Annotated in this window: 22 protein-coding genes; 10 read left to right on the plus strand and 12 right to left on the minus strand. The window is 65.9% G+C overall.

Annotated elements, in window-relative coordinates; genetic code table 11:
• The first annotated feature begins 121 nt into the window (after positions 1–121).
• Positions 122–652 carry a gluconokinase gene (locus AC1MCD_RS05655; RefSeq protein WP_498676650.1) on the plus strand — a complete coding sequence of 177 codons (531 nt, stop codon included), beginning with the start codon at positions 122–124 and terminating at the stop codon, positions 650–652.
• On the opposite strand, the gene AC1MCD_RS05660 is transcribed toward AC1MCD_RS05655, so the two are convergent.
• Both AC1MCD_RS05660 and AC1MCD_RS05665 read right to left on the minus strand, forming a co-directional pair.
• Positions 649–1917 (minus strand): flavin-containing monooxygenase, encoded by a 1269-nt coding sequence (locus AC1MCD_RS05660; protein ID WP_498676651.1) that lies wholly within the window; start codon positions 1915–1917, stop codon positions 649–651. The two genes, AC1MCD_RS05655 and AC1MCD_RS05660, sit on opposite strands and share 4 nt — an antisense overlap.
• Positions 1918–1919: 2 nt before the next feature.
• Positions 1920–2321, minus strand: coding sequence for a TfoX/Sxy family protein (locus AC1MCD_RS05665; RefSeq protein WP_498676653.1), 402 nt, complete (start codon positions 2319–2321; stop codon positions 1920–1922).
• 210 nt (positions 2322–2531) lie between these two features.
• Between AC1MCD_RS05665 and AC1MCD_RS05670 the strand changes: the two genes are divergently transcribed.
• Positions 2532–3350: an SDR family NAD(P)-dependent oxidoreductase gene (locus AC1MCD_RS05670; protein ID WP_498676655.1), complete on the plus strand. Its 819-nt coding sequence runs from the start codon at positions 2532–2534 to the stop codon at positions 3348–3350.
• Positions 3351–3477: 127 nt separating this feature from the next.
• On the opposite strand, the gene AC1MCD_RS05675 is transcribed toward AC1MCD_RS05670, so the two are convergent.
• Positions 3478–4029: a dihydrofolate reductase family protein gene (locus tag AC1MCD_RS05675; protein WP_498676657.1), complete on the minus strand. Its 552-nt coding sequence runs from the start codon at positions 4027–4029 to the stop codon at positions 3478–3480.
• Positions 4030–4248: 219 nt separating this feature from the next.
• Between AC1MCD_RS05675 and AC1MCD_RS05680 the strand changes: the two genes are divergently transcribed.
• Entirely contained in the window at positions 4249–4785 is a 537-nt protein-coding gene (locus AC1MCD_RS05680) for a hypothetical protein (RefSeq protein WP_498676658.1), read from the plus strand.
• Here AC1MCD_RS05680 and AC1MCD_RS05685 read toward each other — a convergent pair.
• The 3 genes from AC1MCD_RS05685 to AC1MCD_RS05695 form a co-directional block, all read right to left on the minus strand.
• Positions 4782–6944 (minus strand): EAL domain-containing protein, encoded by a 2163-nt coding sequence (locus AC1MCD_RS05685; RefSeq protein WP_498676659.1) that lies wholly within the window; start codon positions 6942–6944, stop codon positions 4782–4784. The genes AC1MCD_RS05680 and AC1MCD_RS05685 overlap by 4 nt on opposite strands.
• A gap of 74 nt (positions 6945–7018) precedes the next feature.
• Entirely contained in the window at positions 7019–8410 is a 1392-nt protein-coding gene (locus AC1MCD_RS05690; protein ID WP_498676661.1) for a UDP-glucose dehydrogenase family protein, read from the minus strand.
• Positions 8407–9588, minus strand: coding sequence for a glycosyltransferase family 4 protein (locus AC1MCD_RS05695; protein WP_498676662.1), 1182 nt, complete (start codon positions 9586–9588; stop codon positions 8407–8409). The genes AC1MCD_RS05690 and AC1MCD_RS05695 overlap by 4 nt, the downstream gene beginning before the upstream one ends.
• 260 nt (positions 9589–9848) lie before the next feature.
• Between AC1MCD_RS05695 and AC1MCD_RS05700 the strand changes: the two genes are divergently transcribed.
• The gene (locus AC1MCD_RS05700) at positions 9849–10700 is read left to right on the plus strand and encodes a DUF2382 domain-containing protein (protein ID WP_498676664.1); all 852 of its coding nucleotides are present in this window, start codon (positions 9849–9851) and stop codon (positions 10698–10700) included.
• Positions 10701–10788: 88 nt separating this feature from the next.
• Here AC1MCD_RS05700 and AC1MCD_RS05705 read toward each other — a convergent pair whose 3' ends face one another.
• Positions 10789–11634, minus strand: coding sequence for an HNH endonuclease (locus tag AC1MCD_RS05705; RefSeq protein ID WP_498676665.1), 846 nt, complete (start codon positions 11632–11634; stop codon positions 10789–10791).
• A gap of 258 nt (positions 11635–11892) precedes the next feature.
• Positions 11893–12354 (minus strand): DUF4383 domain-containing protein, encoded by a 462-nt coding sequence (locus AC1MCD_RS05710; protein ID WP_498676668.1) that lies wholly within the window; start codon positions 12352–12354, stop codon positions 11893–11895.
• Between the two features lie 132 nt (positions 12355–12486).
• On the opposite strand from AC1MCD_RS05710, the gene AC1MCD_RS05715 reads away from it, so the two are divergent.
• The 3 genes from AC1MCD_RS05715 to AC1MCD_RS05725 all read left to right on the plus strand — a co-directional run bounded on the left by AC1MCD_RS05715 (position 12487) and on the right by AC1MCD_RS05725 (position 15208).
• Complete coding sequence (locus tag AC1MCD_RS05715) at positions 12487–13185, plus strand: hypothetical protein (protein ID WP_498676671.1); 699 nt, start codon at positions 12487–12489, stop codon at positions 13183–13185.
• 71 nt (positions 13186–13256) lie between these two features.
• Complete coding sequence (locus AC1MCD_RS05720) at positions 13257–14567, plus strand: cell division protein PerM (protein ID WP_498676673.1); 1311 nt, start codon at positions 13257–13259, stop codon at positions 14565–14567.
• 146 nt (positions 14568–14713) lie between these two features.
• Positions 14714–15208 carry a hypothetical protein gene (locus AC1MCD_RS05725; RefSeq protein WP_498676675.1) on the plus strand — a complete coding sequence of 165 codons (495 nt, stop codon included), beginning with the start codon at positions 14714–14716 and terminating at the stop codon, positions 15206–15208.
• A 43-nt stretch (positions 15209–15251) separates the two neighbouring features.
• On the opposite strand, the gene AC1MCD_RS05730 is transcribed toward AC1MCD_RS05725, so the two are convergent.
• Entirely contained in the window at positions 15252–15680 is a 429-nt protein-coding gene (locus AC1MCD_RS05730) for a hypothetical protein (RefSeq protein ID WP_498676677.1), read from the minus strand.
• Between the two features lie 39 nt (positions 15681–15719).
• Between AC1MCD_RS05730 and purN the strand changes: the two genes are divergently transcribed.
• Together purN and AC1MCD_RS05740 are read left to right on the plus strand one after the other, a co-directional pair.
• Positions 15720–16292 (plus strand): phosphoribosylglycinamide formyltransferase, encoded by a 573-nt coding sequence (gene purN / locus AC1MCD_RS05735; protein WP_498676678.1) that lies wholly within the window; start codon positions 15720–15722, stop codon positions 16290–16292.
• Positions 16293–16440: 148 nt separating this feature from the next.
• Entirely contained in the window at positions 16441–17382 is a 942-nt protein-coding gene (locus tag AC1MCD_RS05740) for a putative endonuclease domain-containing protein (protein WP_498676679.1), read from the plus strand.
• Positions 17383–17454: 72 nt separating this feature from the next.
• On the opposite strand, the gene AC1MCD_RS05745 is transcribed toward AC1MCD_RS05740, so the two are convergent.
• Positions 17455–18807: an MFS transporter gene (locus tag AC1MCD_RS05745; protein WP_498676681.1), complete on the minus strand. Its 1353-nt coding sequence runs from the start codon at positions 18805–18807 to the stop codon at positions 17455–17457.
• 182 nt (positions 18808–18989) lie between these two features.
• On the opposite strand from AC1MCD_RS05745, the gene purH reads away from it, so the two are divergent.
• Positions 18990–20690, plus strand: a complete 1701-nt coding sequence (gene purH / locus AC1MCD_RS05750) for a bifunctional phosphoribosylaminoimidazolecarboxamide formyltransferase/IMP cyclohydrolase (protein ID WP_498676682.1) — start codon at positions 18990–18992, stop codon at positions 20688–20690.
• A gap of 181 nt (positions 20691–20871) precedes the next feature.
• Here purH and AC1MCD_RS05755 read toward each other — a convergent pair whose 3' ends face one another.
• Both AC1MCD_RS05755 and AC1MCD_RS05760 read right to left on the minus strand, forming a co-directional pair.
• Positions 20872–21096: a hypothetical protein gene (locus AC1MCD_RS05755; protein ID WP_498676684.1), complete on the minus strand. Its 225-nt coding sequence runs from the start codon at positions 21094–21096 to the stop codon at positions 20872–20874.
• Positions 21080–22054, minus strand: coding sequence for a trypsin-like serine peptidase (locus AC1MCD_RS05760; RefSeq protein WP_498676688.1), 975 nt, complete (start codon positions 22052–22054; stop codon positions 21080–21082). The genes AC1MCD_RS05755 and AC1MCD_RS05760 overlap by 17 nt, the downstream gene beginning before the upstream one ends.
• Positions 22055–22079 lie beyond the last annotated feature (25 nt).

A 22079-nucleotide genomic window follows, 5' to 3' on the forward strand; every position in this document is an offset into this window, starting at 1 on the left:
GGTCTGGCGCAGTCAGAGAACCCGGCGCGCAATAAAGGTAAAGACTGGTATCAGCAGAAGGTAGTATCTTATCCATCTAATGGTGATACCTTATCGCCGCACAGCACATTCGGAGGCCGACATGCAGAATCCCCCCACGCACCTGGTGGTCATGGGAGTTTCCGGAACCGGCAAATCCACCATCGCCGCCGCCCTGTCCGAGCAGCTTGGCTGGGATTGTGCGGAGGCAGACGAATTCCATCCCCAGGCCAACATCGACAGAATGAGCCAAGGAATCCCGCTGCAGGACGAGGACCGGTGGCCTTGGCTCCAGGAAATTCAGGATTGGATGAGCGCCCAGGCCGCCGCCGGAAAGAGCACAGTCCTGACCTGCTCCGCCCTCAAACAGACCTACCGCGACCTGCTGTCCGCTGCTCGGGGCCGAGTGGTCCTTGTGCACCTCGACGGCGACGCCCGCCTGATCAGCGAACGCATGCAGGGGAGGGAGGGTCACTTCATGCCGCCGACGCTCCTGCCCAGCCAGCTTGCCACCCTGGAACCGCTGAGCGTGGAGGAACTGGCGGGCGGAAGCATGCGACTGGATATTTCGCGGACACCTGAAGAGCTGGTCCACGCCGTGGTGGAAGCTCTCCAGGCTCAGACGCAGTCCTAGCCGCGGCCGCCGGCGATGTGTTCCGCAATGAATTCAGCGTCCGGGCCCACCCCGGGAAGAGCGGCCGAAACATGCCGGGTGAGCCAGGGCAGGCCAACGGCGTACAGCCCGGGCACTTCGGTGACGCCACGTGTGTGGCGCGGATAATTCCATTCATCCAGCACAGGCATGTCCACAATGCTGTTGTCCAGCCCGTACCCGGTGGCCCAGATGATCGATGTGATGTTCTCGGCATCCAGATTGAGGCGTGAGCTCTGCGTTTCGGGGAGCCAGTCGTCCTGCGTCGGAGCGTCGGGCTCAGGCGCGTTGATGCCGGCCGCGGCGATGTAGGCGTCCGCCATCAGCTTGAGCCGTTGCCCGAATCCGGCCTCCACCATCGCCAGGCGGCCGGGCAGGTCATCGGTGAAGAGAAGGTTGCCGTCGTCGGCCGTCTCCAGATGCCCGTGGAGCTGCACGCCCCGGCGCCCCAGATCCCTCAGGTGGATGCTGTGCCCGCCGTCGTTCCCGGAGAGCAGCGGGTTGCAGGCGAACCGCGCGGCGGGCGAAGGCAGGTGGTCCACCATCAGGCCGTTGATGCCATACTCCGGGCCGTGCAGGTTGACCTGCAGGATCCAATGGAAAACATCCCGGCCACGGTATCGCCGCGGGGCTTCGGGGCACATCGCGACCGAGAGGTGCACCTCGCGGCCGGCGTCCAGCAGGTCCTCGGTGATCTGCCCGCCCGACTGGCCTGTCCCCACCACCAAGACGGCGCCGGCGGGCAGTTGCTCCGGGCTGCGGTAGCCATGGCTGTGTAACTGAAGGACGTGCTGCGGGATCTTCCGGGCGGCCGCGGGAACACGGGGCTCCTGGAAGGCGCCGTTTGCCAACACCACATTCCGGGCAGACCATGTGCCCTGATTGGTCTCCACGGTAAGGCGGGCCCCGTCCCGGGCGACCCGCGTGACCTCAGTTTCCGGCTGGACGGGCGCGGCAATCCTTTCCGCATAGTTCCGGAAAAACTCGACGGCGGCGTCCCGGGGAATGAAACCGTCCGGGTCGTGCCCCTCGTAGGGCAAGCCTGGAAGGCTGAGGGCGAAGTTGGGCGTGTTCAGGTAAAACGAATCCCACCGATCCAGCCAGGCGCCGCCCAGCGTGCGGCGCCGCTCCAGCAGCACATGCTCCGCGCCGCCGTGCGTGAGCCAGTAACTCATCACCAGGCCGGCTTGGCCGGCCCCGATCACCAGCGTGTCCACCTCGCGGTGTGTGCCTGCCTGATCGGACACGGCTACTTCTCCGTGGCCTTGGGAGCCGTGGCCTTCGGCGCTGCAGCTTTGGGTGCCTTCGGCGGGAGCGCCGAGACGTGGGCGTAGGCCTTCTCCGCCCAGGCCCGTGCCCGGGCGTCGTCGCCGTCACCTTCGGCGTTCCACACTTCCGGAAGCCCGGTGTAGCCGCCCATCGGCCGCTCCGGCGGGCCGAACGGGACGGTCCGCTCGGTGTCCTCAAGCTCCCGTTTGTCGGCCTCGGCAAGCTTGACACCGATGGTGGGGCCGAAGAGTCCGGCGAACATGTTGCCGTTGACGAAGGCGCCGAGGTTGCCGAACATCGGTTTGATGGTGACGTCCGGATGACCCGGCACCACGGCACGGAACCGCTCCTTGTCTTCGTTTGAGGCCTTGGGCATTTCCATGGTTGTCCTCTTCCGATGAGAATTTATGGAGGATCTGAGTGCAGGATATGCCCGCGGGGGCGGCGGGTACAGGGCGGGATCAGCCTGGTGGCCGGCGGGGTTGGCTGGCCGGGTGCCGGGCCCCCGGGGAACACCGGCCGCTCCGCCGTCGTTGTGCCAGAGGCAGCGTGTGCCACCCGAGCGCACCGCCCCTCGACCAAAGGACACCCCTTGACTCCTCGCACCATCGTGATCACCGGCGCCAGCGACGGCATCGGCGCGGCAGCCGCACGGACACTTGCCGCGGCAGGGGACCGGGTGGTCGTCGTCGGGCGTTCCGAGGCGAAGACAAGCGCGCTCGCCAAGGAGCTCAATGCCGACTACTTTGTAAGTGACTTCGCCGAACTGGACCAGGTGCGCACGCTCGCCGCGCAGCTGCGGGACGACTACGAACGGATCGACGTCCTGGCCAACAACGCCGGCGGCATCATGGGCAAGCACCAGCTCACCGTGGACGGCAACGAATCCACGTTCCAGATCAACCACCTGGCGCCGTTCCTGCTGACCACCGAGCTCATGGACGTCCTGACCGCCAGCAAAGCGAAGGTCATCAACACCTCTAGCGGCGCCAACAACTTCGGCAAAATCGACCTCTTCGACCTCAATGCCGAGCACAGCTACTCCACCAACCGCGCCTACGGCACTGCCAAACTGGCCAACATCCTCTTCACCAGCGAGCTGCACCGCCGTTTCGGTGAGCAGGGAATTACGACGGCGGCGTTCCACCCGGGCGTGGTCCGCACCAACTTCGCGGCGGACTCCACCAGCCCCATGCGGCACGCCTACAAGACGCTCCTCAACCGCTTTATGCTCACCCCGGACCAGGGTGCCGACACACTTCTCTGGCTCATCAACGGCAGCGCCGGCACCGACTGGGTCTCCGGCGCCTACTACGCCAAACGGGCCCTCGCCAAAGCCAACGCCCAGGCCTACGACGCCGAACTGGCGCAGGGTTTGTGGGAGGCCAGTGAGGCGCTCGTCGCGCGCTGAGTCTCTGGCAGTGCCCGTTCAAAATCCCATGTAGGTAGCAGTAACTGTCGTTTTCAGCCCTCAAAACGACAGTTACTGCTACCTAGTTGGGTCGGTACCTAAGGTCTGGCAGGCGGGGCCTGGCGCGCTACTCGCCGAGCAGGCTGTAGGTGCTGACGACGTTGCCTTTGGCGGTGCGGTACTGGTCCGTCAGGCTGAGCCGGGTGGTGGGGTCTCCGGCTTCGAACAGGCGCCGGCCGCTGCCTGCCACCACCGGGTGGGTCATGAGGGTCAGCTCATCCAGCAGCCCGGCGAAGAGGAGTTGGCGCACCAGGGAAATGCTGCCCATGACGGCGATCTCACCGCCGTCGCGCTCTTTCAGGCCGGTCACGAAGTCCTCCAATGGTCCCTCGATCAGGTGCGAGTTCTGCCACTCCAGCGGCTCCTTGAGGGTCCGGGAGGCCACAAACTTCTCAATCGGGTTGATGAAGCGGGCGAACTCGTTGTCCACGGATGCGGTGGGCCAGTAGCCTGCCCACTCCTGGTAGCTCACACGTCCCAACACCACGGTATCCACACGCTCCATCACGCCATTCAGGCCCTTGCCCAGATCGTCATCGAAGCTGTCGAACTGCCAAAGATTCGGGTCTGACACGACGCCGTCAACGGAGTGGAACAGGCCAGACGTGACTTTACGCATAAGGACCTCCAAGGGCTCTGACTGCAGTGCGGGCCGGCTGACGCGCCGGACAAGTCCACGGTATTCTGCAGCCCGCCATTGGGGAAGGGCGTCAACGGGCGGTTGGTCAAGTTATGTTCATCACCACTGCCTGCGTGTTGCGCGATTCCACGGCCCGGCAGGCTCATACTTGTCTCTATGCGGCCTTGCGCTGCGCCCCGGCCAGGCAGGAGGAAGTGCGTGGAAACCCTGAAAAAAATCGTGAGCAACCAGTATTTTCCGGCGGCAGCTGTGCTGACGGTCGTGGTGCTGTTCTGGACCATCGCCATGTTCGGCGGTCTCTCCCTCCTGCACAACAATCAGCCGCCCATGGCCACCCTGACCTGGATGCTGTTCGTCTACGGCGCGGCAGTCCTGACCCCACTGGCGGGTGCCATCGCCGCCGGAGACCTGATCCGACGCTGGCGCCGCAACCGCCAGTACGCGCAGGACGAATTGGCTGATTATGAATTGGCCGAGTATGAATGGGCCGACGACGAACTGGCGCCGGACGTGGTTGCCGAAACCGAACCGGCTGACCAGGAAGTGGCGCCGGACGAGGTTCCCGAAAGAGAACTGGGGCAGGACCCGCAGGCCGCCGCCCCCGAAGCGCCCGAGCAGGCCGCCCCTGAGACTCCGCGGCAGTCCGCCGCTCCGCAGCCGGTCCAGCAGCGGCCGGCCACTCAACAGCCCGCCAAGCAGCGGACCGAGCCCAAGCAGCGTAAGACGGCTGCTTAGCCGAAGAGGCCGGAGCGGCTCGACAATGCGTCGAGCGCCTGTCCTGCATTATTCAGCGCCTGCTCGAAGTTGGCGGCCGGCTCCGGGTGCGAGAACAGATAGCCCTGCAGCGAATCGCATTCCAGCCCGATGAGGTAGTTCGCCTGCTCCTCGGTTTCGATGCCCTCGGCCGTGACGGTCAGCCCAAGGCTGTGCGCCATGTTGATCATGGAGCTGAGGATGGGCAGGCGTTCGTTGCCGGTGCGCACCATGGAGACAAAGGTCTTGTCGATTTTGATGATGTCCACCGGCAGCTCCTGCAGCCGTCCCAGCGATGAATAACCGGTGCCGAAATCGTCCAACGCCACCCGCGCCCCGGCCGCCCGGAGCCGGCTCAGCTGTTTGATTACGTTGCAGTCGGCGTCGAAGAACACACTCTCGGTGACCTCAAGCACCAGCTGGTAGGCCTCCACGCCAAATTTTCCGGCAAGCCGCAGGACACTTTCGGCGAAGTCGGTTTCCTGCAGCTGGACGCCGGAGACGTTCATGGACAGCGACCGCGACGGGTCCTCGCACTGCCACGATGCGAGATGCTTCAGGCTTTGCGCCATCACTTCGCCGCCGAGTTCGTTGATGAGGCCGCTGCGTTCGGCCAGGGGAATGAAAAGTCCGGGCGGGACACGCTGGTTCCCGCGGTCCCAGCGTGCCAGTGCCTCAAACTTGACCACGCGGCCCATCCGCGGTGACACGATGGGCTGGAATTCCACGGAAATCTCGCCGCGGGCCACGGACAGCTGAAGGCCGGCTTCCAGGTCGGTCCGCTTGACCAGGGCGGTCATCATGTCCGGGTGGAAGCGAAGGAACCGGTTCTTGCCCGCCGCCTTGGCCGCATACATGGCGATATCGGCCTCGCGCAGCAGCTCCGAAGCGCCCCGGGCGTATCTGCCCATTGAGGCGAGCCCGAGGCTCAAGCTGGGGCGCAGCATGGTGCCCTCGATGGAGAACGGCACATGCAGGCAACGGACAATGCACTCGGCGATGGCTTCCGCATTGGGGCAAGCCGTCAGGAGGACCACAAACTCGTCACCGCCCAGCCTGGCCACCACATCCGCGGTGGGGACGCAGCCCCGCAGCCGGCGGGCAACTTCCACCAGCATCACGTCGCCCGCGTGGTGGCCAAGAATGTCGTTGACCTCTTTGAAATCGTCCAGGTCAATCAGGAATACATCCACGGACTTGAGCCGCGGCTCCTTCAGCGCGGAGAAGAGTTCCTCGTTGAATACCGCCCTGTTTGCCAGGCCGGTCAGCGGGTCCGTGTACGCCATGGCCCGCAGCTGCTCCGCTTGGGAGGCGAGCTCCCGGAGGGCCCGCTGCGCCTGCTCCTGGGCTTGCTGGGCAAGTTCCTGGGCCTGCCGGCGCGGTGTCACGTCCCGGAAGCTCCAGACCCGGCCTACTACCTTGGTGCCCACCCGCTGCGGCCGCGAATACCGTTCGAAGGTGCGTCCGTCCAGGAAATCCACCACATCGTGGCTTTCCGCGGTCGGGTCCTGTGTCAGTTCAGACACCCGGGCCAGGAAGTCCTCCGGATCCTTCACCTGGGCGAGGATTAACTGCATGGCCGGCTCGTCTGAACCGGCCTCCATGTATTCGGGCGGTATGCCCCACATCGTGAGGAACTGGTCGTTGAGCCCGGCAATCTTGCCCTCGGCGCTGATGACGAGGATCCCGTCAGCCGTGGACTCCAGCGTGGCCGTCAGCAGGGACATCGCTTCGCGCAGCTCCGCGTCTGCCGGCTTCCGATGGGAGGTGCCGCGGAAAGAGAGCAGCAGCAGCTGCGGGCCGCCGTCGTCGATCAGCGAGCCGGCCATTTCGGCGGCGAAGTCCGTGCCGTCCCCGTGAAGCATGCGCACCTCGCGCGGCGGCGCGGGCTGGCGGGGGCCTGCCTTCAGGCCTTCCAGCAGCTGGCGGGTTTCGGTTCGGAACGGTTCGGAGAGGAGCCGCGAGTGGTCGCTGCCCAGCAACTCGTCGCGCGTGTATCCAAACAATTTGGTGGATGCTGTGTTCGCGAGCCTGATGATGCCGTCAGGGTCCAGTGCCAGGAGCGCGTCCGGACTGGCATCAAGGAGCGCGCCAAAAGTCGGTGCCGCTAAAACCTTGTTCTGCCGCCTGGTTCCCCCCATGCGCAACCACCCCCACGCACATCATAAAGTGCCTGCGCGGATCACGGGACGAAAATGCCCGATTTTGCGCCCCTTCAGAAAACTCCTGCCCGGAAATCCGCGCTTCTGACATCCTGCAGCAAACTGCCGGAGTTCGTGCCCAGCCCGCGGACCGCCCACCCCGCCGCCTGCCAGGCGGCAGCATCCAGGACGTTCCGCGCGTCCAGCACCACCCGGCGTCGGACGAGTCCGCCCGCAACGGCGGGGGACAGACGCCGGTACTCATCCCACTCGGTGAGCAGCAGCACCAGCTCGGCGCCTTCCAGCGCCCGGGACGTGGAGGCCTCAAACCGCAGCTGCGGGAAGCGCAGCCACGCGTGGTTCACGGCTTTCGGGTCCGTCACGGTCACGTGCGCGCCGGCAGCTGCGAGCCTGACGGCGACGTCCAACGCGGGGGAGTCACGGATGTCATCCGTTTCCGGTTTGAAGGCGGCGCCGAGGATGGTGATGGCGCGCCCGGAAAGGGCCCCGCCGCAGAGCTCGGCGGAGAGGTCCACGGTCCGGGTCCGCTGGCGGACGTTGATTGCGTCCACCACACCCATCCAGTCGTTGACCGCGTCAACCCCCAGCGCGGCGGCCTGGCTGCTGAGGCTGCGGATGTCCTTGGGCAGGCACCCGCCGCCGAAGCCCAGCCCCGCATGCAGATAGCGGCTGCCGATCCGGGGGTCCATGCCCATTGCCTCGCTGAGTTCGGCCACATCGGCCCCGGACGCGTCGCACAGTTCGGCGATGGCGTTGATGAAGCTGACCTTGGTGGCCAGGTACGCGTTGGCGGCCGACTTGATCAGCTCCGCCGTGGCGAAGTTGCACACCAGGCGCGGAATGCCGGCGTTCAGCAGGGGCTCGTAGACGGCATCCAGGGCCGCTGTCACCCCGCGCGGCGCACCGTTTTTAGGGTTGAAAGCTGCGGCCCGGCCGCCCGCCACGCCGTACACCAGGCGGTCCGGCACCAGCGTGTCCTTCACCGCGGTGCCCTGGCGCAGGAACTCCGGGTTCCAGCCCAGCTGCACGTCCGGCCGCCCCGCCAGGGCTTCACTGAGCATGTCCACCGTGCCCACGGGCACCGTTGATTTACCGACGACGACGGCGCCCCTCGCCAGGTGCGGGAGCAGCGCCTCGGTGGCGGCCACCAGGAAGGTGAGGTCGGCGCCGTCGGACGTCTTGGACTGCGGCGTACCGACGCACAGGAAGTGGACCTGGGCACCCGCGGCGGCAGCGAAGTCCGTGGAGAACGTCAGGCGGCCGGTGGTCCGTCCGTCGCGCAGGAGTTCGTCCAGGCCCGGCTCGAAGAAGGGCGCCACGCCGCGGCCCAGCTGGTCCACCTTGGCGGCGTCCACATCGATGCCCACCACCGTGTGGCCCATGGACGCGAGGGTGGCGGCGTGCACGGCGCCAAGGTAGCCGCAGCCGATCACGGATATTTTCACAGGGACACTCCTCGTTTGTACGCGGCCGGCCGGATGACCGGATGGCTTGCAACAACTTCGCCGTACTGCTCCTCAAGCTGGGCGCACAGCGCGGGCCATGTCCGGTCCTGGACCGAGGCGTGCGCTGCTGTGGCGAACGCGCGGCGCTTGGCGTCATCGCCCATCAGGTCCATCACGTGGGCGCGGAAACCTGTCAGGTCCCCGGGCTGGTACAACCAGCCGGTGCGGGAGTTTTCCACCAGGTCCAGGGGCCCGCCGCGCCCGGTGGCCACCACGGGAACACCCGAGGCCATGGCCTCCTGGATGGTCTGGCAGAAGGTCTCAAACTCGCCGGGATGGACAAAGAGATCGAACGACGCCACCGCCTTCGAGAGGTCCTCGCCGCCGAGGAACCCCGTGAAATGGGCGTCCGGCAGTGCTGCCTGCAAGGCCGCCCGCTGCGGACCGTCGCCTACAATCACCAGCTTGGAGTTCGGGACACCGGCGAGCGCGGCGAGGTCCTCCACCTGCTTTTCGACGGCCAGCCGGCCGACGTAACCGATGATCCGCTCACCCCCTGGCGCCACGGCAGCCCGCCACCCGGCGTCGCGCTTTTCCGGCGAAAACCGAGCGGTATCCACCCCGCGCCGCCACATGCCCACCCGCGGGATTCCGCGGCCGCGCAACTGGTTCAGCGCGAACGTGGAAGGCACGAGGGTCCGGGTGGCCAGCAGGTGGATGTTCTCCACCCGGTTCCACGCCCAGTTCTCCAGGAACGGCACGCCATACCGGGCCGCGTAGCTGGGCACCTCGGTCTGGTAGATGGCTATGGTGGGGATCCGCAACTGATGCGCGGCCTGCACTGCCCGCCAGCCGAGGATAAACGGCGAAGCGAGGTGGACGACGTCCGGAGCGTAGTCGGCAAGGATTCGCTTGACCCGATACACACCGCCCATCGCCACTCTGACGTTCGTATAACCCGCCAACGGAACCGCCGGGACCCGGTGCACCTTCGCGCCGTAAACCACCTCGGCAGGCCCAACAAACTCGGCCATGGCATCGGCCACCGCGTGGGTTGACGGGGCAATGACCAGCACGTCGTGACCCTGGCCCTCCAGGTGCTCCAGCACCCGCAGGATGGAGTGGGTCACCCCGTTCATCAATGGCAGGAATGATTCGGCAACAATTGCGATCCTCACGCCTCCAAGGTGCTCCCGCCGCCTGACGATGCGGGGGAGGGGGCGTGACGGGGAGGGAAAGCTTGGGTGAACTCGGGAAAGAAATGCTCAAGAAAATTGCTAAGTACCCTTTGCTTTAATTGATAAGCATGCTTACGGTAGTGGGGCAGCTGTAGCTGGGCCTCAAGCAGACGGGGCGAACGCCAAGCGATCCGGAAGCGGGAGCCACCGGAACCGTGGGCCAATGCAAGCCCCAATCCCCAACACATGTAGGAGACCTCATGCAGAACAGGGAAAACATTGAAAACCTGCTCACCAAGGGCGGAAACGTCGTCGGCTCGGACGGCAGCAAGATCGGTTCGATCGGCCAGCTCTACGCCGACGACGACACCGGCGAGCCCACATGGGTGACGGTTAAGACCGGGCTGTTCGGTACGTCCCAGTCCTTTGTCCCGGTCGAGGAGGCCCGGGTGGACGGCGAAGATTTGGTGGTGCCCTACACCAAGGACCACGTCAAGGACGCCCCGCGGGTGGACACAGACGGACACCTCGAACCCGAGGAGGAGGACCGTCTGTACACCCACTACGAAAGGGGCGCCCGGAGCTACTCCGAAGTCCGCGACGACTCGGATCTCCGGGACACGGACCACCGCGGCGATTCCGATCTGAACGCGGGTACCGGTGCGGGCCTGGGCGCCCGGACCGGCACGGGCACCACTGTGGGAGCAGTGGGCCATGACACTTCAGGCCCCACCACGGATGACGCCATGACGCGCTCCGAGGAACGCCTCAAGGTGGGCACCGAGAAGGAAGCCACCGGACGCGTCCGGTTGCGCAAGTACGTCACCACCGAAAACGTCACCAAGACGGTTCCGGTGCAGCGCGAGGAAGTCCGCCTGGAGCGTGAACCCATCACGGAGCAGAACCGTGGCGCGGCGTTGTCCGGCCCGGATCTCAGCGATGAAGAGCACGAAGTTGTTCTGCACGAGGAGCGCCCGGTGGTGGACAAGGAGACCGTCCCGGTGGAGCGTGTACGCCTGGACAAGGACACCGTGACGGAGGACGTCACCGTGAACGAGGAAGTCCGCAAGGAACGCATCGAAACTGACGGCATCGACGAGACCCGCCGGTAACCATCTCCATCAATAAATCAATAATCAGCATCGACGCCGGGAGCCTTGGGGGTTCCCGGCGTCGCTGGCTTTAATCAGCGTTAATCGGTTAATCCGGGCCAAGGATTTCCCGGGCCACCCGCTGTGCCTCCAGATCCGCGGGGGTCACCACTGCTCCCGCCAGGTATCCGGCGTTGGCGATGGCACGGCGGAGTTCCACTTCAGTCCTCGCGGTGGTCACCCCGTAGTGGGCCATGGCATGGCAATTGGCGCAGAGCGGCACCAGATCGGTGAGCGGGTCCAGCTGGTAGTCGTTGCCTAGCTGCGCCACGGGCACCGTGAGGTGGACGTGGATGAAGTCCGCGCCGATTTCGCCGTAGGCCACTTGGAAAGAGAACCCGCAGGCCGCGCAGGTAGTGCCGCGGTGCGCGATGCAGGCCCGCCGCGCTGAGGGGTCCCGTTCGTACCGGTTCACGGCAACGTGGGCGACGGCGCTCGCAGGGTAAGTGCCGGGTGCTGGCTCGGTGGGGTCGGGTCCCTGGCCCGGTCCGAGTTCGGCCCACAGACTGCGGATGGCCGCCGCATTACCGGGGGCGACCTCCAGGCCCTCGACGTCAGTGCTGTCCCACGTGACGCCAGGCACTGCCTTGCTGAGAATCTCTGCAGGCACGTGGTCGCCCAAGGGCAGGAGCGCATCGAACGCCACCTGCACAGTGATCTTCGTGGCGTCCTGGTCTGCGGACTCCTGCTGGCCCGAAAGGACGATGCCATGGCCGAGAAGGCCGGGACCGTGCACCCCCCGGAGAAGCAACCACGCATCACTGCCGGCGGCAACACCCCGGGTCACGCCCCAAGGCTCCAGGTGGAGCCCTGAAACGCCAACCTGTTCAACAACAGCCGAGTAGTTCCAATGGTTCCAGCGGGCAGGGTCCCAGCCCAGGATGACGGCGCTCATGGGCCCATTGTTCCAGCGGCGCGGCCCGGGCAGCCGCAGGAGGGGCCGGACAACAAAAGGCCGCTCCCTCAGTTGGACTTTCTCCAGGCCCGGGCCGTTCCGGTGGGCTCGGCGGCCCGGGTATGAATTTCCGGGCACAAAGAAGCCGGTGCAGCGTTCGCGGGACCGCGCCAACTGCACCGGCGAGTAGGACGAATATTCAGAATTTACGGATCATTCCTCATGCGCGGCTCCTATGTCCCGGCTTGTCTTTCCGGGCTATGCCCTGTCCCCGGTCCTGTTGCGGGACAGCAGCCAGCCGCAAGCGATCATCGCTACGCCCAGCACCAGGTGGGTCCAGTTGTCCGTCATGTTCAGCGACAGGAAATTGGCCGCCGACCCGACACCGACACTCAGACCGAAAATGCTGAGGATGATGTACAGCGCACCGGCGCCCATAAGGAAATTGCGCGCACCGTGTTCGCTCCGGGACATCGCCCAGCCTGTGGCACCGATGGCCAACTGCACAATATTGAGCAGCATGGACACCTGGAACGCGCCGAGGAACATGGCGTGGGAATCAGGCCCAAGGAACATCAATTCGCTGTACCGGGTGGTGATGCCGGGGACAAAGCCCAGGACACCCACTACCAACATGAGGATACCTACACCCATGCCCGCATTCTGGACGTCTGCGCGCCCGAAATGAATGCCGTGTGCATGTGGGGATGCGGTAGTCATTTTTCTGCCTCCAACCACTGATTGCGGACAATCCAATTTTACGGCGGAGCTGTGGAAAAAGCGCCGGATGAGCCCTGATGGGGACTTCTGCCCAGCGACAGAACGGACCCATTCTGTTGGACTGGAACCCTTATGCAAACTGCCCCGCTCCCCGCCCGCCTCGCCCTTGCGGCAGCCGTGCTGCTGCTCGCCCCCGGCTGCAGCGTCACGGTCCCGGAAGGCCGGGCACCGGCCGTCGGTGCTCTGGTGGTGACCGGCCCGCTCGAGGCTCCGCAACCCGCTGAACTCCCGACGACGGCGCCCGCACCGGCGGCGCCAGCCCCGCCGTCGTCGTCGGCTGCTCAGGGTCCTGCCGCCCCCGCTCCCGCCGGCCCGGCGTCCGGCCTCGCGCTGAACCGGGCGGAGGAACTCCTGCCCAAGGTGAACGTCAAGCCCTGGCGGGCCACGCTGCCGGTGGTGGTGCAGTCGGTGGGCAAGGACATGCAGTGTTCCATCGGGGCCGACGCCGCCGCGTGCCACTTGCTCAACGAGGTGGCGCCAAGGCCCGCCGACGTCAAGGGCCAGTGCAGGGGGCTGAGCGAGTACTTCGGCGGCTACGCGGTGGTCACGCTGGACGGCGGGGCGCAGTACGGCCTCTGCGGGGACGGCGTCTCGCCGATGGAAGCGGAGTCCGTGGCCGGGCCGGCGTTCCCGGGGCCGTGGATTGAGGACGGCCAAACGGTGCGGATCGGCAACATGGTGTGTTCGCGGGAGCCGGCAGCCATGGTGTGCGCCCACGTGCGCACCGGACACGGGTTCGTGATCAGCGCCACGGGCTATGAACTTTGGTGAGGCGCGTCTCCTAGCCGAATGAGCCTGTCGCAGAGCGGCTGGCGGGTCCGGCCGTGACACCATGGGACACGATGAAACTGCGCGCTGATCAGACCGGAGACCGTGGCCTTCCCATGCCCTTGTGGCTGCAGGGCGCCCTCGAAACGGCGCAGGCGGCCATCATCTCGGCGCTCCTGGTGCTCGTTCCGATCGTCGCTGTCTGGGCGACGGGCGGCTTCCGCAACACCGCGTTCGACGCACTGGCCAGGCTCGCCGGCCAGGCCTGGCTCCTGATCCACGGCGTCCCGCTGGAACTGGCGGACGTCGGAACCGGTGCGGCCGGCAGTGCGAACTCAGGCGTGCTCAGCCTGATTCCGCTGGGGCTCACCCTGATCCCGTTCCTGCTCGCCTGGCGGGCGGGGCGGCGGCTGGCCCGGGCCTCGTATACGGACCAGCTCTGGCAGGCATTGCTCGGTTCCTGGCTCGTCTACTCGGCCTTCGGCGCCGCTACCGGCTTTGTGTGCCGCACGCCGGACGTCGCCATTAACATCTGGCACGCCATGGTGATCCCGCTGATCCCGTTCGCCCTGGGCATGGCCATCGGGGCGCGCCGCGAGGCCGGTTCGTGGAGCCGCCTGATCGGCGTCGACGCCGTGGACTGGATCTCCCGCACCAGCCAGCATTCGCGCTGGGCGGGGTCCTACCTTGGGTCCGCCGCGAAGGCCGGCTTCCTGGCCCTGGTGTCTGCGCTGACGCTCGCCTGTGTGCTCCTGGCCGTGGACGTCTTCATCCACTGGAACCTGGTGCTGGCGGTGTATGAAGCGGTCGACGCCGGAGCGGTAGGGGGTGCGGCGCTCACCATCGCGCAGCTGGGCTACCTGCCCAACCTCGCGGTCTTTGCGCTGTCTTGGATCTCCGGGTCCGGTTTCGCCATGGGCCTCGGCTCCCAAGTGGGGCCGCTGGGCACCGCAACCGGCCCTCTGCCCGCTATCCCTGTTTTCGCCGCGATCCCGTCGGGCCCGCTCGACTACGGATTTGTGGCTCTGGTGGTTCCGGTCCTGGCCGGTGTGCTGGCCGGCTGGTGGTTCCTGCGCGAAGGGGAGAACCATTTCGATGAATGGCTGTCCATCAAAGTGCACGCCCGCTGGTTCACCGCCGCCGCGTCCACCCTGGCGCTCGGGGTTCTGATCGGCGCCGTGTCGGGCCTGCTGGCGGCCGGACTGGCCTGGCTGGCCGGTGGCTCTGCGGGACTCGGACGCCTCACCGACATCGGACCCGACCCCGTGTGGCTGGGACTCTGGCTGGCAGCGGAAGTGGGGATCGGCGTCGTGATCGGTTACGCGGCGGGGCCGTGGCTGGAACGCCAGCAGCAGGTGGAAGAGGACTCGGAACTGGTCGCCTAGCCCTAGGGGTGGCAGGTGCACGCCACCATCTGGAGACTCGCGTTTCGGCGGCGAAAGTTATTCCGGAGCGAGCCGGTTTGGCCGGGCGTTTTGGGGCTAGTGTTGCATAGGTCGGCAACCGCCGCGAATACCCTCAGGGAGGGTGCATGAACTCCAGTCAATCCAGCTCCAGTCAATCCAGCTCAGAGCAGTTCGGCCAGCACTTGATCAGCGTAGGGGGTTCAGAAGCTGACGTCAGTGGATCCGCCTACGCGGTGACCGACGACGACACCGTCGAGAGCGTCGCGTCGGGTCTGCGGATCAAACAGCAGCAGCAGGGCACCCCCGCCAGCAAGCCGTCCATTCTTCATGCTTCTGCGCAGGTCCTGATCAGCAGACGCGATGAGGGTGACCCCGCAAGTCACGCCGGGACGTCCCAGCCGGGGGAGTACCAGCTGGACATCCACCTCAGCGCGGACCACAGCACCCGCGAGTCCATCCCGGAAAAGGATCTTGAGCAGGCTCAGATTTGGGCGAAGGGGCGGATCGAGGCCGAGGGGGCCGACTTCGGTGCCATCTACTTTCCTGCCGGCGGCGGCGTCGAACCCGGCACTGGTTCGCTTGAGTGCCGCTACGATCGCGCGGTGGGCTGGTACCGGTAGCGGAGTACCGGCGCGGATTCGAGCCCCACGCGGGTTGGAGCCCCTAGCGCATGCCGGGCAGTGACTGCTCCAACTGGACGCGGCAGCTGGACATCGCCTGGTCCGTCAGGGCCTGCCGCTGGCAGGCCTGGAACTCCTGGACCTGGCTGAAGAACACCGCCGACGCCAGGATGACCAGCAGCATGATGAGGGAGACCACCAAGCCCGCGATGGTGCCGAATAGGACCAGCTTGGACTCCTTCAGCTTTGCCGACCGGACCAGCAGCACGATTCCCAGGACGAAGCTTGCGACGGTCAGGATGCCGGTAAGCCAGAGGTAGCCGACGTCCAGCTGGTAGACGAAAAAGGCGCCGAGAACGGTGAGGATGAAGATCCGGAACAGGTTGCGGGTCTTGCTGAGCGAGGTCTTGGCGGCCTCGCTGAGCTGCGGTTTTGTCCGCTGCTGGCCAGCTGGTTCCGGGGGAGTAGTCATGGATTCCAGCCTACGCGAGCCTGCCCATAAGCTAGACCCATGCGCATCGTAGTCCTCGTTTCCGGAACCGGCTCCAACCTCCAGAGCGTCATCGACGCCGTTAAGTCAGGGGAGCTGGACGTGGAAATCGCGGCGGTGGGTGCCGATCGCGAGGGGACCTACGGCGTCGAGCGTTCCTCCGAAGCGGGGCTGGAAACCTTCGTGGTCAACTTCAACTCGTTCCCCACCCGCGACGAATGGGATGCCGCGCTGACCGCGAAGGTGGCTTCCTACGCCCCGGATGTTGTGGTCTCCTCCGGGTTCATGCGGATTGTCAGCGCGGACTTCATCGATGCCTTCAAAGGCAGGTACCTCAACACCCACCCCGCCCTGCTGCCTGCCTTCCCCGGGGCCCACGGCGTCCGCGATGCCATGGCCTACGGCGTGAAGGTCACCGGCTGCACGGTGCACTGGGCCGACGCCGGTGTGGACACGGGCCCCATCGTCGCGCAGGAAGCCGTCACTATCGAGCCGGCCGACAGCGAAGAAACCCTGCACGAGCGCATCAAAGTGGTGGAGCGCCGCCTCCTGGTCCAGACGCTCGCAGCCCTCGCCGCCACCCCTTCCGCCTGACCCTTCCCCGTCCCCCCTCCCCAACTAGGTAGCGCTATCTGTCGTTTTGACCCCCCAAAACGACAGATAGCGCTACCTACTTGGGCTGGCGGGGACGATCCTGTGGATAACTCCAGCGGCGATATCTTGGGGCTGCCAACATGGGCACATGAAGGTTCCCCGTTCTCTTCCAAAGCCGCTGGATGTTCTGCCGTTCACCTTGAGAGAAGCGGCCGACGCCGGGATCACGGAACGGCAGTTACGTCACCCAGGTCTGGCGCGGCCCACCCGTGGAATCCGTGTGCCGAGGGCGGACGAGCTAATCATCCCAGGTCTGGCGCCCAACATCCGGCCGTACACCTTGGTAACGGAGTTTGCTGCAGCGTCCCACGCTTCTGCGTTCCGGCTATGGCAATTCCCCGGGTTCCTGCCGGGGAGCGATGATCTGCTGATCCATGTCTCGCGCCCAGACACCGTAGCCATCATGCGCCGTCCGGGTGTGAAGGGTCACAGGGGCCAGTTCTTCGCAGACGAAATTGTCGCCCACGACGGCCTGTTCATTACGTCCCGAACCCGGACGTGGCTCGATTGTTCACGCAAGATGAGCGTTGACGAACTGACTGTGGTCGCGGATCACCTGTTGAGGATTCCGCGGCCAGACTTCGAGGGAAGGTCCAAGCCATTCGCAACGACGGACGATCTGGCAGACATGCTGGACCGGCACAAGGGGACCCCGGGAATCCGGAAGGCGCGACTTGCTCTTGAACAGGCACGGATAGGGTCTGATTCCGCCCCGGAGACCAAGCTTAGGCTGGCACTGGAGTACGCGGGGCTGCCGGAACCGCAACTGAACGTGCCCACGGAGCTGAGTGTCGGCGTCGTACGTCAACCCGATCTCGCCTATCCGGAACAAAAGGTTGCGGTGGAATATGACGGCGAGGGGCACTCTGAGGTGGCTCAGATCGTCAGGGACATAGCCCGAGAGGAAGACTATGTGCGGGCTGGCTGGTTGCCGGTCAGGATCTCAAAGCGCCACATGCAGAACGACGCGCGGGCCGCCGTCGCCAAGGTCCGCACAGCGCTGCTGAACCGCGGCTGGCGGCCCAAGTAGGTAGCGCTAACTGTCGTTTTGAGCGTCCAAAACGACAGTTAGCGCTACTTAGTTGGGAGGAGGGGAGAAGGCCTAGTCGAGGCGGCGCAGCCTGGTCTCGGGGGAGAAGAACGCCATCCAGAGCACCGCCACCAGGACCAGGCCGCCGGCCAGGGCGAAGGATGTGGCCAGGCCCAGCTCCGGCCAGAAGTAGTTGGCGAATATGAGCGGCCCGAAGCCTGCACCCAGCCGGGAGAACGTGGAGGCCCAGCCGAAGCCCGTGCCGCGCAGTTCCGTGGGGTACAGCTCGGACACGTAGGCGTAGAGCACCGGGATGGCCACCTGGACCACAAAGCCGAACACGAGCAGCCAGAAGATCGCCGCCGACGGGATATCCACCACAAACGCCACGATCACCAGGGTCAGGGCGGCGAGCGGGCCGGTGATGGCCAGGATCCACTTGCGGCCCACACGCTCCACCAGCAGGGCCGCCACCACTACGCCCAACAGGCCCACAGCCGACATGGACGCAGTGGTCACAAAGGCCTTGTACTCGGCGAAGCCGGCACCGATCAGGATCCTCGGCATCCACGTCAGGGACAGGTAGTAGACCAGCAGGATGCTGAAGAACAGGGCCCACGCGGTCGTCGTGATCTTCCAGTTGAACTGCCACACCAGGCGCAGCTGATGCCATGCACTGCCGGCGGACAGCCGCGGAACGTCCTGCGCGTCGGGCAGGCTGTAGGCGCGGGGTTCGGCGCCGGTGGCTGCCACGAGATCATCAATGACCTTGGCTGCTTCCTCCCGGCGGCCCTTCCGGATCAGGAACAGCGGAGACTCCGGAACGCTGCGCCGGATCCAGAACACCAGGAGCGCCGGCAGCACCATCACCAGCATGGTCAGCCGCCAGTCACCGTAAATGCCCACCAACCCAGCGGATACAAAGCCGGCCAGGGCAGCGCCCACCGGCCACCAGCCGTCCATCGCGGTGAGGACCTTGCCGCGTTGCTTCCGAGGCGTGAACTCGCCGACCAGCGCATAGTCAACGGGAATGCAGCCGCCCAAACCGAAGCCGGCCATAAACCGGAACACGCAGAACCAGACGAAGTCGGGGGAGAAGGCGCCCAGCACGGTGAACAGCGAGAAGATCAGCAGCGTGGCCGTGAATGCCTTTTTTCGCCCGATGGTGTCCGCGATGGTTCCCCACACAAACGCGCCCAGCGCCATGCCGATCAGGTTGGCGGTACCCACCCAGGCGACTTCACCGGCCGACAGGGCCCAGTGGGTGGAGAGCAGGGGGATGAGGATGCCGTTGAGCGTCACGTCCCAGGCGTCAAACATAAAGCCGAAGCCGCCGATCACGAAGATCCGGCCCTGGACCTTCCACCGCCACGGCAGTTCCTGGACCACCTGTTCGCCGCTGGGCACAGTGGTGTAAATATTCATCGCAGCCTCCTGCCTAAATCTTAGAGGCATGCGCAGTTGCGGACGGCCCCGCTCTGCGCCGATTCGTGCGTCCGGGGCCGGCAGGGCCGGCCCCCGCAAACGGAGGCAAGGCACAACACGATAAACTGGCCCTATCCCCACCACCCGCGGCACTGGTCCGCGACATAAGACGGAGACTTTTTGTGAGCTTCACGCAGCCTGAACGTGTATCCATCGACCGTGTTCCCATTCGCCGGGCCCTTATCTCGGTCTACGACAAGACCGGTCTGGAGGAGCTCGCCAAGGGACTGCACGCAGCAGGCGTGAAGATTGTCTCCACCGGCTCAACAGCCAAGAAGATCGCCGCGGCCGGCATCCCCGTCCAGGAAGTCGAGGAAGTCACCGGCTCCCCGGAGATGCTGGACGGCCGCGTCAAGACCCTGCACCCCCGGGTCCACGGCGGCATCCTGGCTGACCGCCGCGTCCCGGCGCACATGGAAACCCTCGCCGGCATGGAGATCGAGACCTTCGACCTCGTGGTGGTGAACCTCTACCCGTTCGTGGAGACGGTCAAATCCGGCGCCGCGCAGGATGACGTGGTGGAGCAGATCGACATCGGTGGCCCCGCCATGGTGCGTTCGGCAGCGAAGAACCACGCCGCCGTCGCCATTGTGGTGGACCCCGGCTTCTACGGCCAGGTGGTCACCGCCGCGGCTGAGGGCGGCTTTGACCTGAAGACGCGACGGCGGCTGGCCGCCAAGGCGTTCGCCCACACCGCCGCGTACGACAACGCAGTTGCCACGTGGACGGCCAGCCAGTTCAAGGATGAGGACGGCGACGGCATCATCGACTGGCCCGCCTACGCCGGGCTGTCCCTGGAACGCTCCGAGGTCCTCCGCTACGGCGAAAACCCGCACCAGCAGGCCGCGCTCTACGTGGACAAGGCCGCTCCGGCCGGCATCGCCCAGGCCGACCAGCTGCATGGCAAGGCCATGAGCTACAACAACTTCGTCGACGCCGACGCCGCCCTGCGCGCAGCGTTCGACTTCACCGAGCCCGCCGTCGCCATCATCAAGCACGCCAACCCATGCGGGGTGGCTGTGGGGTCGGCCGATGCTGAAGACCCGATCGCCGACGCCCACGCCAAGGCCCACGCCTGCGATCCGGTCTCCGCGTTCGGTGGCGTCATCGCTGCCAACAGCACCGTGACCGCCGGCATGGCCCGCACCGTGGCCGGCATCTTCACCGAGGTGGTCATCGCCCCGGCCTTCGAACCCGAAGCCGTGGAAATCCTTTCCAAGAAGAAGAACATCCGCCTGCTGGCCCTCCCGGAGGGCTACGGCCGGTACCCCACGGAGTTCCGCCAGGTCTCCGGCGGCATGCTGGTCCAGGCCACCGACAAGGTGGACGCCGACGGCGACAACACCGCCAACTGGACCCTCGCCGCCGGTGACGCCGCGGACGAAAAGACCCTCGCTGACCTCTCCTTCGCCTGGACCGCCTGCCGCGCCGCCAAGTCCAACGCCATCCTGCTCGCGGACAACGGCGCTGCCGTGGGGATCGGCATGGGCCAGGTCAACCGCCTGGACTCCTGCCGCCTCGCCGTGGAGAGGGCCAACACGCTCGGCGTCACGGTGGAGTCAGACGTCGACGGTGCCGGCGGTGCGTCGAACGTGGGGACGACAGAAACGGGCGCGAGCGGTGCACCCCAGCGTGCACGCGGCGCCGTGGCTGCGTCCGACGCGTTCTTCCCGTTCGCCGACGGCCTGCAGATCCTGATCGACGCCGGCGTGCGCGCCGTGGTCCAGCCGGGCGGGTCCGTCCGGGACGAGGAAGTCATCGCCGCAGCGAACGCGGCCGGCATCACCATGTACTTCACGGGTGCCCGCCACTTCTTCCACTAATCCCCACCGGCTCCCTCACCTCGCAAGTCCCCATCGGCTCCCAAACCTCGCTTCGCTCGGTCCGGGTCCTTCGCCGATGGGGGCCCACGGTCAGGGAACCCGGTGTGGGCCCAGGGTTTAGAACGCCCGACGGCGCCTGTCCCCGATGAGGGGAGAGGCGCCGTCGGGCGTTAACGGGGATTCAGGAATCGGTCTGCGCCCGGTCCTCGTCGTCGTGCGCGGGACGTGGACCGGGGTCCGGAAGCCGTAGCTCGCGGGGCTTCGCCTCCGCCATCCGTTCCGGAGTCCAGTAGGCGAGAATCTCCTCCTGCGTCTGGTCCGATTCGCTGTGGCTGACGGCGCTGTCGCCCCGATGAAGGCCAGGACCGGGCGCCGGGGCAGGGGACTTTTTAGGCTGCTTGGGCACTGTTGTACGTGTTCTGGATGTCAGTGCCCCAGTACGGGGCGTACATCACGTTGGAGTCGTTGTAGCCGTAGCTGTTGATGGAGTTCTGCAAGCCGCTGCTGAGGAACCACGGGCCGCCGGAGGAGCCGCCCGTCATGGTGCACGGGATTCCCTGAGTCTTGAACTCAGGGTGCTTGGTGTCGTCCGACGCCTTGCCCTTGCAACTCCAAAGCTGTTCGCCGTTGTACGGCGCGGAGGCAGGGTAGCCATAAGCGGTGTACTGCACGCCGCGCAGCGCATTGAATTCAACCCCTGATCCGCCGACCACGTCGGTGAGGGTCTCGCCCGCCGCATTAAGGTTCATAACAGCAAAGCCGGTATCGAAGGCGATATCACCCTTGTCCTTCCACTGGGGTGTGGTGAGCAGGCTCTTTGCCGTCCACCTGCCGTTGGGTTCGTCGCCATTGTCGTAGCCGGGAACAAAGATGAAGTTGGTAGCGTACGCGCCGGGACCTTCGTTGACGCAGTGGCCGGCTGTGGCCACGGTGCTTTCGTTCGCGGAGGAGACGGCATTGCCCGAACACACGTAATTGAACCCGCCCATGGTGAAGAACACCTTGCCGATGTGGTCCACCGAGTCTGCCTCCCGGGCGAACTTGGGGCTGTTGCTGTTGACTTTGCTCGCCTTGCTCGGCTTGACCTTGGTGTTCTTGCCCTTAGCCACGGCGACACTGGCAGTAGTAAGGCGTTCGGGCGTAGCGCCCGCCAGGGCGTCGCCGGGAATCGCGGCGCGCATGCGGTCCGCCGTCCAGTATTCCGCTGCACCTGTACTGTCCACCTTGACGCTGGCAACTACGGGGGCTGTATTATCGTCCGACGCCGCCGGAGCGGCATTCGCGGTTCCGGCGCCAACCAGCGCCAACATGGCAGCCGCCGAAAGGCTGAGGAGACTGGCCGCCAGGGACCTGGTACGCGTCATGATTGTCCTGTCTGAACGGGTAGAG

The sequence above is a fragment of the Arthrobacter sp. BF1 genome, from assembly GCF_056680215.1.